Source organism: Patulibacter sp. NPDC049589 (assembly GCF_040675535.1).
In the GTDB taxonomy this organism is placed as follows: Bacteria; Actinomycetota; Thermoleophilia; order Solirubrobacterales; family Solirubrobacteraceae; genus Patulibacter.
In genome coordinates this window covers 1-14,458 of record NZ_JBFAPC010000065.1, presented here as the reverse complement: position 1 = coordinate 14,458, position 14,458 = coordinate 1, and the positions used below count along the sequence as shown (strand labels likewise).

Below are 14,458 nucleotides of genomic sequence, written 5' to 3'. Positions count from 1 at the left end.
GCGGTCCCCGGGAGGGCCCGGAGGGGGCGGGTCGGACGCCCCGTCTGGTTGGCTTCGTGGGGTGTCCGTCCGCACCGAGCTGCCCCCGCCCGCCCCGCTGAGCCCGTCGGGCCCCGAGCTCGACGGGCCGATAGCTCCGCACACGGCGACGTGCTTCGGCTGCGGCCCGGAGAACCCGGCGAGCCTCGGGCTGCGGTTCGTCCGCGACGGCGACGTCGTGCGCGCCGACATCACCCTGGAGTCGCGCCACGAGGGCGCGCCCGGGCTGGCGCACGGCGGCATCGTCGCCGCGATCCTGGACGACATGAGCGGCGCGATCCCGCGCGTGCTCGAGCAGCGGGCTGTGACGGCGAAGCTCGACGTCGACTTCGGCGCGCCCGTCGTCATCGGGCGGCCGCTGGTCGCCGAGTCGTGGCTCGAGTCGTTCGAGGGCCGCAAGATCCGCATCGCCGCCCGGGTCCGCGACGGCGACGAGGTCGTGGCGGCCTCCCGCGCGCTGTTCCTCACGGTCCCGCGCGAGCACTTCCTGCCGCGGGACACGGACGGCGGCGCGGCGTCGATCGCGCCCTGAGCGCCCGGTCGTCCCCGCGATCGGCGGGCGCGTCGCGGCTGGCCCACGGGCCCGCGGCCGCCGCGTGGCACGATGGCGGCCATATGAGCACCGAGCACGTGCCCGCCGCCCTCGACGTCCCCGCGCTGCGGCGCGCGCTCGACGGCGACCACCACGCCGTCCGCGACGAGGTCCGGGCCCTCCTGTCCCGGCCCGAGTTCGACCGCTCGGACGTGGCGGGCCTCGATCGCGACGCCTACCGCGACCGGGTCCTGGACTGGACGCGCCGGGTCGCGCGGACCGGCGCCACGATGCGCGGGTACCCGCCGGAGGTCGGCGGCGGGGGCGACGTCGCCGGCTTCATCGCGGGCTTCGAGACGTTCGCGTTCGGCGACCTCTCGCTGCTCGTCAAGATCGGGGTGCAGTTCGGGCTCTGGGGCGGCGCGATCCAGAACCTCGGCAACGCCGGGCAGCGCCAGGAGTACCTGCCGCAGATCGGGTCGCTCGACCTGCCCGGATGCTTCGCGATGACCGAGCGCGGCCACGGGTCCGACGTCCAGGCGCTGCGCACGACCGCGACGTACGACCCGGTGACCGCCGAGTTCGTGATCGACACGCCCGACGACCAGGCGAGCAAGGACTGGATCGGCAACGCGGCGCGGCACGGGCGCGAGGCCGTCGTCTTCGCCCAGCTCGTCGTCGGCGGCGAGACCCACGGCGTGCACGCGCTGATCGTGCCGATCCGCGACGAGGAGACCGACGAGGCGCTGCCCGGCATCCGGATCGAGGACTGCGGCGACAAGCTCGGCCTGCAGGGCGTCGACAACGGGCGGCTGTGGTTTCACGGCGTGCGGGTGCCGCGCACGGCGCTCCTGGACCGCTTCGGGGCCGTCGACGCGGAGGGGGTCTACTCCAGCCCGATCGAGAGCTCCGGGCGCCGCTTCTTCACGATGCTCGGGACGCTCGTGCAGGGCCGCATCTCCGTCGGCGGGGCCGCGGTCAGCGCGTCGAAGTCGGCGCTGACGATCGCGATCCGCCACGGCCTGGACCGCCGGCAGTTCGAGGACCCCGAGGGCGGCGAGGTCGCGCTGATGGACTACCTCGGGCACCAGCGCCGGCTGCTGCCGCTCCTGGCCACGTCCTACGCGCTGAGCTTCGCGCAGCAGGACACCGTCGCCGCGCTGGACGCGATCGTGCGCGCCGGCGACGACGAGGACGTCGAGCAGCAGCGCCGCGAGCTCGAGCCCCGGGCGGCGGGCCTGAAGGCGATCGCCACCTGGCACGGGACGCAGACGATCCAGGAGTGCCGCGAGGCCTGCGGCGGCGCCGGCTACCTGCGCGACAGCGGGTTCGCGGCGCTGAAGGCCGACACCGACGTCTTCACGACGTTCGAGGGCGACAACACCGTCCTCCTGCAGCTCGTCGGCAAGACGCTGCTGACGGGCTTCCGCGACGACTTCGGCAACCTCAGCCCGCTCGGGACCGCCGGCTTCGTGGCCGGGCAGGTGCTCGACGTGATCGTCGAGCGGACCGCCGTCCGCCAGGTCCTCGGCGCGCTCTCCGACGTGCTGCCCCGCCGCGAGGACGAGGAGCGCGGCCTGGAGCGCGCCGACCAGCTCGAGCTGCTGCGCGAGCGCGAGGAGCACCTCGTGTCCCGCGTCGCCCAGCGCCTGCGCGCCGGCGTCAAGGAGGGCCGCGACCCGTTCGAGGTCTTCTCCTACTGCCAGCCGCACCTGTTGGCCGCGGCCCGCTCGCACGTCGACCGCTTCGTCCTGGAGTCCTTCGCGCTGCGGGTGGAGCGTGAGGAGGACGTGGGCACGCAGGCGATCCTCGACCGCCTCTGCGACCTGCACGCGCTGCGCACGATCGAGAAGGAGCGCGCCTGGTACCTCGAGCACGGCCGGCTCTCCGGCGGTCGCGCGAAGGAGATCACCCGCCGGGTCGACCGCCTCTGCCACGTCCTGCGACCGCACGCCGCCGGCCTGGTCGACGCGTTCGGGATCCCGGACGAGGTCCTCTGCTCCCGGATCGGTGGCCGCGAGGTGGACGGGGAGCGCTGGTAGAGACGCGGACCGTGCCGATCCGGCATGGTCGCTTGCCAGAGTTGCGCGGGGTGCGCATCCTGATGCGATGAGCGCTCCCCGCGAGACGACCACGACCGCCGGGAGCCCGGCGTCGTTCTCCGACCCCGCGGCCGTCGCCCGCTACGCCGAGGGCCCGCCGCGCCTGGTCCCGGGCTTCGACGCCCTGCACCGGATGACGGACCTGCTGCTGGCCGAGCGCGCGCCCGCCGACGCGCGGGTGCTGGTCCTCGGCGCCGGCGGCGGGCTCGAGCTGCGCCACCTCGCCGCCGCGCACCCGGGCTGGCGCTTCGACGGGGTCGACCCGTCGGCGGAGATGCTGCGGCTCGCCAAGACGACCATGGGGGAGCACGTGAGGCAGGCGGCCCTGCACGAGGGTCTGATCGACAACGCGCCCGAGGGGCCGTTCGACGCCGCGACCTGCCTCCTGACCCTGCACTTCCTGCCGCGCGACGAGCGGCTCCGGACGCTCGAGGAGCTCCGCCGCCGCCTGCGGCCGGGGGCTCCGCTGGTCGTCGCGCACCACAGCTTCCCCCAGAGCACCGCCGAGGAGAAGGACGTGTGGCTGCGGCGCTTCGCGGCGTTCGCGGTCTCGTCCGGCGTGGACCCCGCCATGGCCGACGGCGCCCGCGTCGGGATCGGCGCGCGGCTGCCCGCGCTGGACCCGCAGGAGGACGAGGCGGTGCTGCGGGAGGCGGGCTTCCGCGAGGTCGCCCTGTTCTACGCCGCGTTCAGCTTCCGCGGCTGGGTGGCGCGCGCCTAGACGTCGCCCGCGTCCCCGGGCCACGAGGACGGTCGCGAGCGGCCCGGTCGCGCGGCCGGCCGGCGGGACCCTCAGGCCGGCACCGGCGCGTCGTCGAGCGCCTTGCGGATCCTCTTGCTCGAGACCGGCTTGGCGGGCTGGTCCGGGCGGGAGGGGTCGCGGATCGCCTTGGTGCCGACGCCGCCGGCGAACTGGACGACGCGCAGCTCCTCCAGCATCCAGCGCACCTCCGCCAGCGCGCGGGGGAGCGGGCGGCCCGGCGGCCACGCCTGGACGCGGCGGGCGTAGGCCTGCTCCAGCTCGTGGATCGCCTGCATGCGGTCGGTGTCGGTCGCCCGGGCGTCGGGCAGGCGGTCCAGGCGGGCCGCGGCGGAGTCGAGGTAGCGGACGAGGTCCGGCAGCCGGCGCGCGCCGGCGTCGGTGACGAAGCCCGGGTGGACGAGCCGGCCGATCTGCGCGGTGACGTCGCGCTGGGCGGCCTCGAACGCCGGGTGCGGGACGGTCGACGCGAAGTGCTCCAGGCGGGAGCGGACCTCGCGCTCGGCGTCGAGCACCCGGACGACCTGCTGGAGGACCTTCTTCGCGGAGGGTTGGAGACGCTCGGCGACGGACGCGCGGAGCGCGGCGAAGCCGGCCTCGTCCCACGCGGGGCCGCCGGCGACGTCGACCAGCACGTCGATGGTCGCCGCGATCGTGTCCTCGAGCACCCGGTCGACCGAGCCGTGCGGTGCGGTGGCGAGGGTCAGCTGCGCGGCGGTCGGCAGGCTGCTGACGACCTTCCGCGCGGGGGAGGGCACGGTGAGGAGCAGCAGCCGGCGGGTGCCGAGCGTCATCGCCGCGGCCTGGGCGTCGGCGGCGTCGAACGCGCGCACGCCGACGCTCGTTCCTTCGTCGACGAGCGCCGGGAAGACCCGCACGCCGTGCTCGCCGCCGCCGGGCAGGCCGATCTCGCGCTGCAGCGTGCCGATCGACCAGGTCGTCAGGCCCTTGCGCTCCAGGTCCGGTGTGGCGTCCTCGAGGCGCTTGCGCAGCACCGGACGCAGGGCGGCCCGTAGCGCCGCGAGGTCGTGGCCGGTCGAGAGGACCGCGCCGCCCTCGTCCTCGATCGAGAACGTCATCCGCAGGTGCGCGGGCAGCGCGTCGAGCCGCAGCAGGTTCGGGGTGACCTGGACGCCCGGCAGCTCGTTCAGCTCGCGGGCCAGCGCGACGGGCAGCGGCGCGCTGCGGGGGACGATCCGCTCGAGGACCGTCGTGACGGTGTCGGGGATCGGGACGAGCTCGCGGCGGACGTCCTTCGGCAGCCCGCGGACGAGGGCCTCGATCAGCTCGCGGCGCAGGCCGGGGACGAGCCACTCGAAGCCCACCACCTTGACCTGGGGCAGGAGGTCGAGCGGGACGTGGACGGTGACGCCGTCGTGGTCGGTGCCGGGCTCGAACGCGTAGGTCAGCCGCAGGACGTGGTCACCCTGCTTCCACGCCTCGGGCCGCTGCTTGAGGTCCTCGCCGACCCCGACGGAGAGCTGTGAGCGCTCGTCGATCAGCAGGTCGCGGGTGAAGTGCAGGAGCTCGGGGTCGACGCGCTTCTGGTCGCGCCACCAGCGGTCGAAGTGGGCGCCGGAGACGACGTGCTCGGGGATCCGCTCGTCGTAGAACGCGTAGAGGACCTCGTCGTCGACCAGCAGGTCGCGACGGCGGGCGCGCTCCTCCATCGCGCGGACCTCCTCGATCAGCGCGGCGTTCTGCTCGAGCACCTGCTGGCCGCCGGCCTTGCCGCCGTGCCACTCGCCCTCGACGAGCGCCTGGCGGATGAACAGCTCGCGCGAGAGGATCGGGTCGATCTGCGCGTACTGGACCGGCCGGCCGGCCACGACGGGCAGGCCGTAGAGCGTGGCGCGCTCGTCGGCGACGACGGACGCGCGCTTCTTCGACCAGCGCGGCTCGGCGTAGGTGCGGCGCAGCAGGTGCTCGGCGAGCGGCTCGATCCACTCCGGCTCGATCTTCGCGGCGGTGCGGCCCCACAGGCGCGAGGTCTCGACGAGCTCGGCGACCATCGTCCAGACCGGCGGCTTCTTCGCCAGCGTCGAGCCGGGGAAGATCTGGAAGCGCGCGCCGCGGGCGCCGAGGAACTCCGGCCGCTGCGGTCGGCCCTTGCGCTGGACGCGGCCCTTCTGGTCGGTCTTCTGCGTCACGTCCTTCAGCCCGACGTGCGAGAGCAAGCCCGAGAGGAGCGCCTGGTGGATGTCCCGCTCGCTCGCCGCGCGGATGCGGTCCGCCTCGCGCTCGGCGGCGCGCAGCCGGGCGACGCCCGTACCGCCGGCGCGGTCGATCGGGCGCAGCTGGGCGTCGTCCGGCAGCGCGGAGCCGCCCTCGGCGGTCGTCGACGCGGTCTCCGACGGCTGGACGGCGGCCTGGGCGTCGCGGCCCCGCCCGCGCCCGCGGCGGCGGGCGTTGCGGGAGCCGGCGGCGTTGGCGGGGCGGTCGGCGCCGTTCGCCCCGGAACCCGCCGCCTCCGAGCGGAGCCGCTCCTCGACGTCGGCCTCCAGCGGGCCGTCGGAGCCCAGCTGCGGGGTCAGTCCCGGGCGGCTGCCCGCGCCGCGGGGGACCTTGATGCCCGTCCCCTTCGCCGCCTGGCGGAGCTGGGCCACCAGGTCCTGCCACTCGCGGATCCGCAGGTAGTGGAGGAACTCCTGCTTGCAGCGGCGACGGAACGCGCTGCCGGAGAGCTCGCGCTGCTGCTCCTGCAGGTACTCCCAGAGGTTGAGGAAGCCGAGGAAGTCCGACTCGGGGTGCCGGAAGCGTGCGTGGGACTGCTGCGCGGCCTCCTGCTTGTCCTGCGGGCGCTCGCGCGGGTCCTGGATCGACAGCGCGGCGGCGATGACGACGACCTGCTCGGTGCACCCGAGGCGGTCGGCCTCCAGCACCATGCGACCCAGGCGCGGGTCGATCGGCAGCGCGGCGAGCGTGCGGCCGGTCGGCGTCAGGCGCTTCTTCGGGTCCTCCTCGTCCTGCTTCAGCGCGCCGAGCTCCTCGAGCAGCTGCACGCCGTCGCGGATCTGCGGGCGGTCCGGCGGCTCGAGGAACGGGAAGTCCTGGATCTCGCCGAGGCCCAGCGCGGCCATCTGCAGGATCACGGACGCGAGGTTCGTCCGCAGGATCTCCGGGTCGGTGAACTCGGGCCGCGCGTCGAAGTCCTCCTCGGAGAACAGCCGGATGCAGATGCCGTCCGAGGTGCGGCCGCAGCGGCCCTTGCGCTGGTTGGCCGACGCCTGCGAGACGGCCTCGATCGGCAGCCGCTGGACCTTCAGGCGCGACGAGTAGCGGCTGATCCGGGCCTGTCCGGGGTCGACGACGTACTTGATGCCCGGGACCGTGAGCGACGTCTCGGCGACGTTGGTCGCGAGCACCACCCGTCGGCGCCCACCCGGGGATCGGCGGAAGACGCGCTGCTGCTCCTCGGACGAGAGCCGGGCGTACAGGGGCAGGACCTCGACGGCCGCGTGCGGTCCGGCCCCCTTGCCCCCGAAGCGGCCGCGCAGGGCCTCGGCGGCGTCGCGGATCTCGCGCTCGCCCGACAGGAACACGAGGACGTCGCCCGGCGCCTCGTGGCCGAGCTCCTCGACCGCGTCGCCGATGGCGTCGACCTGGTCGCGGTCCGCGTCGCCCGACTCCGGATCGTCGACCGGCCGGTAGCGGACCTCGACCGGGAACGTGCGCCCGGAGACCTCGACGATCGGCGCGTCGCCGAAGTGCTTGGAGAAGCGCTCCGGGTCGATCGTCGCCGACGTGATGATGACCTTCAGATCCGGCCGCTGGGGCAGGAGCTGCTTGATCACGCCGAGCAGGAAGTCGATGTTCAGCGACCGCTCGTGCGCCTCGTCGATGATGATCGTGTCGTAGCGCCGGAGCAGGCGGTCGCGCTGGATCTCGGCCAGCAGCAGGCCGTCGGTCATCAGGCGCACGAGCGTGTTCTCGCCCGAGTGGTCGTTGAAGCGGACCGAGTAGCCGATCGCCTCGCCCATCTGGGTGTTCGTCTCGTCGGCGATGCGCTCCGCGACGGTGCGGGCGGCGATCCGGCGGGGCTGGGTGTGGGCGATCTGGCCGCGGATCCCGCGCCCCAGCTCCAGGCACATCTTCGGGATCTGGGTGGTCTTGCCGGAGCCGGTCTCGCCGGCCACGACGACGACCTGGTGATCCCGGATCGCCGCGAGCAGGTCGTCGCGGCGCTGCGAGACCGGCAGGTCCTCGGGGTAGGTGATCTCCGGGACGGTGTCCCGCCGCGCGGCGACGGCCGCCTCGGCGCGCTCGATCTCGCCGAGCACCTTCGCGAGGTCCTTCGCGCGGACGTCGCGGTCCTTCTGGTGCCGCAGGCGGTCGACCTTGCGGATCAGGCGGTGCTCGTCGCGCAGACGCAGGTCCCGCAGGCGGGCGCGGAGGTCGCCGACGGAGGGGCTCCGGGGCGGGCCGCCGGCGGCGTCGAGCGCGGGACGGTCCTCCGGGACGGGCGTCTCCTCGGGGGCACCGGACGCATGACGGTCGTCCGGGAGGAGCGTCTCCTCGGGAGCGTCGGGGTCGGTCGACGCGCCCGCGGGCGTCGGATCGGGCGGCACGGGCATCCCTCCGAGGATAGGTCGCCCGGTCCGCGGCCCGCGTTGCGACGGGATCCGCGGGCGGGGAACCCGTCGGGTCCGAGTCCCCGGGGGGCCGCGCAGGGGCGCCGGAGCGTCGGGGGCCACGGCCGGTGCGGCGGCGGGCGACCGGCGAGTAGGTCGGCTCGGCGCCGCCGGTACAGTTCCCGCGGTGAACGACGCCGCCGCATCGACCGATCCCCCGCCGGAGCCGCTGCGCGTCGGCACCCACTCCGGCTCGTTCCACGCGGACGAGGTGTTCGCGCTCGCGACCCTGCGGATGGCGCTCGGGCCCCTCGAGATCGTCCGGACGCGCGTCCCCGAGAAGCTCGCCGCGTGCGCGATGCGGATCGACGTCGGCCGGCACTACGACCCGGCGACCGGCGACTTCGACCACCACCAGGGCGACGTCGGCGAGCGCGAGAACGGCATCCGCTACGCGTCCTTCGGCCTCGTCTGGAAGCAGTACGGCGAGCAGCTCGCCGGCAGCCCGGAGGTCGCGGCCTCCGTCGACGGCCGCGTCGTCGCGCCGATCGACGCCGGCGACAACGGCCAGGAGCTCTACGAGCCGCTGATCGAGGGCACGCAGCCCTACGCCGTCTCGGGCGTCATCGCGGCGATGAACCCGCCCTGGGACGCCGAGGACGGCGCCGCCGCCGAGCGCGCCGCGTTCGACCAGGCCGTCGACCTCGCCGAGGGCCTGATCCGCCGCGAGCTCGAGGCGTCGCAGGGACGGGCCCGCGCGGCCGACCTGGTGCGCGCCGCGCTCGCCCGCGCGACCGATCCGCGGATCCTCGAGCTCGACCGCGGCATGCCGTGGCGCGGGATCGTCCTGCGGGAGGCGCCCGACGTCCTCTTCGTCGTCTCGCCGCGCACCCGCGGCGACTGGAGCCTGCAGGCCGTGCCCGCCGGCGACCACGGGTTCGCCAACCGCCGGTCGCTGCCGGAGTCCTGGGCCGGGCTCGAGGGCGAGCCGCTGCAGCAGGTCACCGGCGTCCCCGACGCCGTCTTCTGCCACGGCGCCCGCTTCATGGCCGTCGCGGGCAGCCGCGACGGCGTGCTCGAGCTCGCGCGCCAGGCGTTGGTCGGGGCGCCCGAGGCGCCGGCGGCCCCCGCCGCCGACTGACCGGTCACGGCGGACGACCGCGGGTCGCGCTGCCCGTCGTTGCCGGGCGGCCGTCGGGGGCGCCGCGGGTCGCGCGTCACGGCCGGACGACCGTGGGTCGGGCGGCACGGTCGCCGGGGCCGCGGCCGGTCCGCTCAGGTGCCGGACCCAGCGATCGTCCCCACCGTCGTCGACGTGATCACCGCGGTCATCACGGCCACCTGGACGTCGCGCACCGCGCTACGGACCGCGTCGGCCGCCCACGGGCCGTCCGCGATCTCCTTCGCGCGGCGCTTCAGGGCCTTGCGGTCGTCGGACGGGACGACCTTCGTCGTCGCGTCGATGGCGTCGACGAGTCCGACCAGGGCGGCCGTGCGCTCGTCGGGATCCTCGCCGTCCAGCAGCGCGCCGTGGACGAGACGACGGACCTCGTCCTCGCGGTGACCGTCCCCGGCGGGCCAGCGGGTCGTCGTGAAGACCTTCAGGGCCTGGTGCTCCTCGCGGCGCAGCTCGCCGGCCGCGACGAGCCGCTCCAGGACGCGCTCGCGCAGGCCCCTGCGGAGCTTCTCGAGCGTCGCCTTCGGCCGCCTGCCCTCCTTGGTCGCGACGATCGCGAGCCCGTCGTCGAGCAGGTCGTCGCCGACCGGACCGTCGCCCTCGAGGACCAGGCGACCCTCCTTCGCGTCCTCGTCGTCCCCGGCGACGCGCACGCGGCCCAGCAGCGCCAGCTCGACGAGCACGGCGCCGGCGAGCGCCAGGCCGACGGTGTTGCGGTCGGCGACCCCCTTCCCGGAGTCGTCGTCGTGCAGCAGCAGGGCCAGGTCCTCGGCGACGAGCATGGCCCACGGCTACCCGGGAGACACGAGCACGACGCGCGTCCTCACTACGCTTGCCGACATGAGGCTCGAGGCACTCCACCACGTCACGATGGTCACCGGCGACGCGCAGCGGACCGTCGACTTCTACGCGGACACGCTCGGCCTGCGCCTGGTCAAGACGACGGTCAACTTCGACCAGCCCGAGGCCTATCACCTGTACTTCGGCGACGAGCAGGGCCGCCCCGGGTCGATCCTCACCTGGTTCGAGTTCGCGGGTGCCCGGCCCGGTCGCGCGGGGGCCGGCATGGTCCACCGGATCCAGCTCGCGGTCCCCTCGGTGCCGGCCCTGGAGTTCTGGGCGGCGCGCCTGCAGGAGCGCGGCGTCGTCCTCACCGGCGGCCGCAACGGCCTGCTGTTCGCGGACCCGGACGGGCTCGGCCTGGAGCTCACCGTCCACGAGATCGGCGCGACCCTGCGCGCCGAGCACCCGGACGTCCCGGGCGAGCACGCGATCACCGGCGTCATGGGCGCCCGTGCGTACTCCGGGAACAAGGACGCCTCGTCGCTGGTCCTGAAGGACCTGCTCGGGTTCCGCCTGGAGTCGACGGAGGACGGCGACGAGTGGACGGTCTTCGGCGACGCCCGCCACGTCCACTGGACGGTCGATCCGGCCCCGAAGGCGCCCGGCGTCCCCGGCGCGGGCACGGTCCACCACATCGCATGGGGTGCGAAGGACGACGAGCACGAGGCCTGGCGTGAGCGGCTGGCCGGCGCCGGCGCGAAGATCACGCCCGTCATCGACCGCGACTACTTCCACGCGATCTACTTCCGCGAGCCCGGTGGGGTGCTGTTCGAGATCGCGACGCTCGGCCCCGGCTTCGCGACGGACGAGCCGAAGGAGCACCTCGGCGAGCAGCTGCGCCTGCCGAGCCAGCACGAGGCCCTGCGCTCCGAGCTCGCCGGCAAGCTGACGCCGGTCGTCAACCCGCGGTCGGGGCAGCCGATCTCGTTCGACGCGCCGTAGGGACCGGGCGGCGCGGCGGGACACCCCGGGGACGGGATCCGCGACACCGGCCTCCGGACCGCGGCCTCCGGACGGCGGGTCAGAGCGCGGTGACGCCCGCCGGCAGCGGTTGCGGCGTCACGAGGTCGACCCGGTCGCTGCCGCGCTGATCGACCACGCCGAGGAGCGCGGAGCCGAGGACGTGGAGCGCCCGGACGCCCGGCCAGTCCGGCGTCGGGAGCGAGGAGTGCACGAGGTCGACGCCGCGCCGGAGCGGCTCGCCCTCGACGTCGCGGACCAGCCGCAGGCTCACGTCCGTGAGGTGGTCGACGTCGTCGGGTGCGAGCAGCGCGACGCGCTCGCGGATCGTGGCGTCGATCGCGCGGGCGATCTCGGCGGCGGGCGGCAGCCGGTCGGGGGCGCCGGCGAACACGGCGAGCGCGTCGAACCAGTGGTTGCCGACCGCGTCGGCGGGGATGCCGAGGTCCCGGAACCGCAGGTCGACGGGGATGCGGATGCGCAGGCCGTCCCCGCCCGGCCGCACGATCGGGGCGAGCCGGCGCGCGACCACGGCCATCCGGCAGACGGTCGGGCTCGCGACGCGGGCGGCGGCCAGGTCCGCGATCTCGGCGCGGCAGTCGTCGGAGAGGGGGAGGACGGAGAGCCAGCGGTCCGGGGGCGCGGTGGTGGTGGCGGAGGACGCGACGTCGCCGGACGGTGTCGGTGTGGACGCGCGGAGGGGCTCACCGGACGCGTCGCGCGCGGGCGTGCGGTGCGCTCGGCCGGGCGCGGACCGTGTCCGGCCGGCGTCCGGGTCGTCCGGGCCACCGTGGCCTTCTTGGCCGTCCGGGCCGCCCTGGCCGTCCGGGCCTTCTTGGCTGTTCGGGCCGCCTTGGCCGCCCGGGTCGTCGGCGAGGTCGGCGGCGATCGCCCCGAGCATCCGCAGCAGGCTGAGGCCGTCGCCGGCGGCGTGGGAGAGCCGGACGGCGAGCGCGTCGCCCGTCGCGTCGCGGACGTGCGCGACGGTGCAGAGCGGGTCGCGGGCGAGGCCATCGCCGAGGCCGATCGCGGCGAGGTCGCGCACCGGGACGTTCAGCGTCAGCAGGCCGTCGAGGGCACCCGGCGCGACGTCCACCGGGGTCACGGGGACGGGGTGCTCGCCGGGCCGGCCGGGGGCGTCGCGGACCCGCAGCGCGGGGCCGGCCGGGCCCGCGCCGGGGACGAGCGCGGCCGAGAACCGTCGCGGCACGTGCCGCGCCACGGCCCGCCGGACGGCGTCGGTGCCGACCGTGCCCTCCAGACGCAGGAGGGCCAGGATCGGCGGGGCGTCGAGGAGCCGGACGTCCGTCGGCGTCAGGGCGATCGCCGCCGCGGTCGTGGGCGCGGTCGCGGGGCGGTGCGTCGGGGCCACCCCTCGAACGTAGCGCGGACCACGCGGTCGCTGCCGGACGGGACGGCCGAGGCGGGCGCCGGGACGCTCCGGCCGCGGGCGCGGCGCGGGTATCGTCGCGGCGTGCCTCCGTCCGCTCCGCCACCCCCGGGCTCCGCCGTCGAGGACGCCTTCCAGGCCGTCTACGGGGCGGGCAGCGGGCGGATCGCGTCCGCCGACGACGGGCTCCTGCGCGGGATCGCGGCCTACCGCGGCGACGGGCACTGGCACCTCGTCACGCTGGGGCTGGCGGCGATCGACCCGCCCCGTCGCGAGGGGGCGACGTCCACCGGGGCCCTCGGCCACGAGCTGTCCCTGATCGTCCCGGCCGCGCCGAGTCCGCCGCCGTGGGCGTTCGGGCTGCTCGACGGCGCGGCCCGCACGGCCGTCGCGGTCGGCCGGCCGTTCCACGCCGGGGCGCGGATGGCCCCGGGGCCGCCCGTCGACGGCGCGGGCTCCGGCCTCGTCGCGATCGCGATGCGGGAGGACCCGCTCGTCACGGCGGAAGACGTCCCGCTCCTGCAGGCCGTCGGGGTGACGCAGGGCGAGTACCTCCTGATGCAGCGGGTCGGCACGGCGCTCGTGCTCGAGAAGCTCGCGGCCCGCGATCGGCTGCTGACCACGGACCCGGCCCGGGCCTGATGGCGACCGGCGCGTCGGACCGGTTCGAGGCCGCGCGGCGCGCGATCGACGCGCACGACCTCGACGCGCTGAGGGACCTCCTGGACGTGGAGCCGGCGCTCGTCGGCGCGGAGGGCCCGAACCGCAACGACCTGGTCTCGATGGCCGCGGGCACCTGCGACGACCGGACCGTCGCGCTGCTCCTGGAGCGCGGTGCCGACCCGGCCCACGCGAACGTGCACGGGTGGACCGCGCTGCACCAGGCCGCCTACGTGGGGGCCGTGCACCTCGTCGGCCCGCTGGTCGCGGGCGGCGCCCGCACCGACGGCTCCGCCCGCGGCGACGGCGGCACGCCGCTGGTCGTCGCGCTGTTCTGGGGGCACCGCGACACGGCGGACGCGCTCGTGGCCGCCGGGGGCGTCACGCCGGGCAACCTGCGCGCGGCGGCGGGGGCGGGCGATCGCAGGCTCGTGGCGAGGCTGGTCGGCAGCGGCAGTGGCGTGGGTTCCGGAGCCGTCACCGCGCCTGGACCCGGCGGCGAGGCCGGGCCGGGCGGCGACGACCGCAGTGGCGTGGGTTCCGGAGCCGTCACCGCGCCTGGACCCGGCGGCGAGGCCGGGCCGGGCGGCGACGTCGGGCTGGACGGCGAGGCAGGGCCGGGCGGCGCCGTCGGGCCGGGCAGCGCCGGCGCGCACCGGGCGTTCCACCGCCCGCACTCGGAGTTCCCGGCGTGGACGCCCGGCGAGGACCGGCAGGAGGTGCTCGACGAGGCGCTCGCCTACGCCGCCCGCAACGGCCGCGACGAGGTGATGGCCGATCTCGTCGCCGCGGGCGCTCGCCCGGACGCCGACGTCTACCGCGGCACGCCGCTGATCTGGGCCGCGTGGACCGGCCGGTCCGACACCGTCCGGGCGCTGCTCGACCTGGGCGCCGACACGGACCGCCGCGGCACCTTCGGCGGTCCCGACCACGGCTGCGCCGTCACCCCGCTGCACCTCGCCGCGCAGCAGGGTCGGGCGGAGGTCGTCCGCGTGCTCCTCGCCGCCGGTGCCGACCGCGACGCCGTCGACGGCCACGGCCACGGCCCGCCCGCCGGGTGGGCGAGGCACGGCGGCCACGACGACGTCGCGGCGCTGCTCGAAGGCTGACGGGCGCCGGCACGAACACCAGGAAACCTTCCTGGTGGGTAGGAACGCTGGTGCCCGCGGTCGGCCGCCTCCGCCGGCCCACCGCGCCCGCGACGAACACAGGGAAACGTTCCTGCCGGGTAGGAACGCTGGTGCCCGCGGTCGGCCGCCTCCGCCGGCCCACCGCGCCCGCGACGAACACCGGGAAACGTTCCTGCCGGGTAGGAACGCTGGTGCCGATGGTCGGCCGCCTCCGCCGGCCCACCGCGCCGGCCACGAACACCGGGAAACGTTCCTGCCGGGTAGGAACGCTGGTGCCCGCGGTCGGCCGCCTCC

General features: G+C 75.9%; 10 protein-coding genes. 7 read left to right on the top strand and 3 right to left on the bottom strand.

The window, feature by feature from the left end:
• Window positions 1–61: 61 nt before the first annotated feature.
• The 3 genes from AB0L40_RS13810 (at window position 62) to AB0L40_RS13800 (ending at window position 3,394) form a co-directional block, all read left to right on the top strand.
• Window positions 62–571: a PaaI family thioesterase gene (locus tag AB0L40_RS13810; protein ID WP_364355140.1), complete on the top strand. Its 510-nt coding sequence runs from the start codon at window positions 62–64 to the stop codon at window positions 569–571.
• A gap of 83 nt (window positions 572–654) precedes the next feature.
• Window positions 655–2,613, top strand: a complete 1,959-nt coding sequence (locus AB0L40_RS13805) for an acyl-CoA dehydrogenase (RefSeq protein WP_364355137.1) — start codon at window positions 655–657, stop codon at window positions 2,611–2,613.
• 67 nt (window positions 2,614–2,680) lie between these two features.
• Window positions 2,681–3,394: a class I SAM-dependent methyltransferase gene (locus AB0L40_RS13800; RefSeq protein WP_364355135.1), complete on the top strand. Its 714-nt coding sequence runs from the start codon at window positions 2,681–2,683 to the stop codon at window positions 3,392–3,394.
• A gap of 71 nt (window positions 3,395–3,465) precedes the next feature.
• Here the strand turns inward: AB0L40_RS13800 and hrpA are convergent, their stop codons facing one another.
• Entirely contained in the window at window positions 3,466–8,007 is a 4,542-nt protein-coding gene (gene hrpA / locus AB0L40_RS13795) for an ATP-dependent RNA helicase HrpA (protein ID WP_364355132.1), read from the bottom strand.
• 184 nt (window positions 8,008–8,191) lie between these two features.
• On the opposite strand from hrpA, the gene AB0L40_RS13790 reads away from it, so the two are divergent.
• Window positions 8,192–9,145, top strand: coding sequence for an MYG1 family protein (locus AB0L40_RS13790; protein ID WP_364355129.1), 954 nt, complete (start codon window positions 8,192–8,194; stop codon window positions 9,143–9,145).
• Between the two features lie 134 nt (window positions 9,146–9,279).
• Here AB0L40_RS13790 and AB0L40_RS13785 read toward each other — a convergent pair whose 3' ends face one another.
• The gene (locus AB0L40_RS13785) at window positions 9,280–9,963 is read right to left on the bottom strand and encodes a GPP34 family phosphoprotein (RefSeq protein WP_364355126.1); all 684 of its coding nucleotides are present in this window, start codon (window positions 9,961–9,963) and stop codon (window positions 9,280–9,282) included.
• A gap of 58 nt (window positions 9,964–10,021) precedes the next feature.
• Between AB0L40_RS13785 and AB0L40_RS13780 the strand changes: the two genes are divergently transcribed.
• Window positions 10,022–10,966, top strand: coding sequence for a VOC family protein (locus tag AB0L40_RS13780; protein WP_364355123.1), 945 nt, complete (start codon window positions 10,022–10,024; stop codon window positions 10,964–10,966).
• A 79-nt stretch (window positions 10,967–11,045) separates the two neighbouring features.
• Here the strand turns inward: AB0L40_RS13780 and AB0L40_RS13775 are convergent, their stop codons facing one another.
• Window positions 11,046–12,356, bottom strand: coding sequence for a hypothetical protein (locus tag AB0L40_RS13775; protein WP_364355120.1), 1,311 nt, complete (start codon window positions 12,354–12,356; stop codon window positions 11,046–11,048).
• A 102-nt stretch (window positions 12,357–12,458) separates the two neighbouring features.
• Between AB0L40_RS13775 and AB0L40_RS13770 the strand changes: the two genes are divergently transcribed.
• Together AB0L40_RS13770 and AB0L40_RS13765 are read left to right on the top strand one after the other, a co-directional pair.
• A complete protein-coding gene (locus AB0L40_RS13770) occupies window positions 12,459–13,016 on the top strand; it encodes a suppressor of fused domain protein (RefSeq protein ID WP_364355117.1) in 558 nt (185 codons plus the stop codon).
• The gene (locus tag AB0L40_RS13765) at window positions 13,016–14,143 is read left to right on the top strand and encodes an ankyrin repeat domain-containing protein (protein WP_364355114.1); all 1,128 of its coding nucleotides are present in this window, start codon (window positions 13,016–13,018) and stop codon (window positions 14,141–14,143) included. Before AB0L40_RS13770 ends, AB0L40_RS13765 begins: the two co-directional genes overlap by 1 nt.
• The last annotated feature ends 315 nt before the right edge of the window (window positions 14,144–14,458 follow it).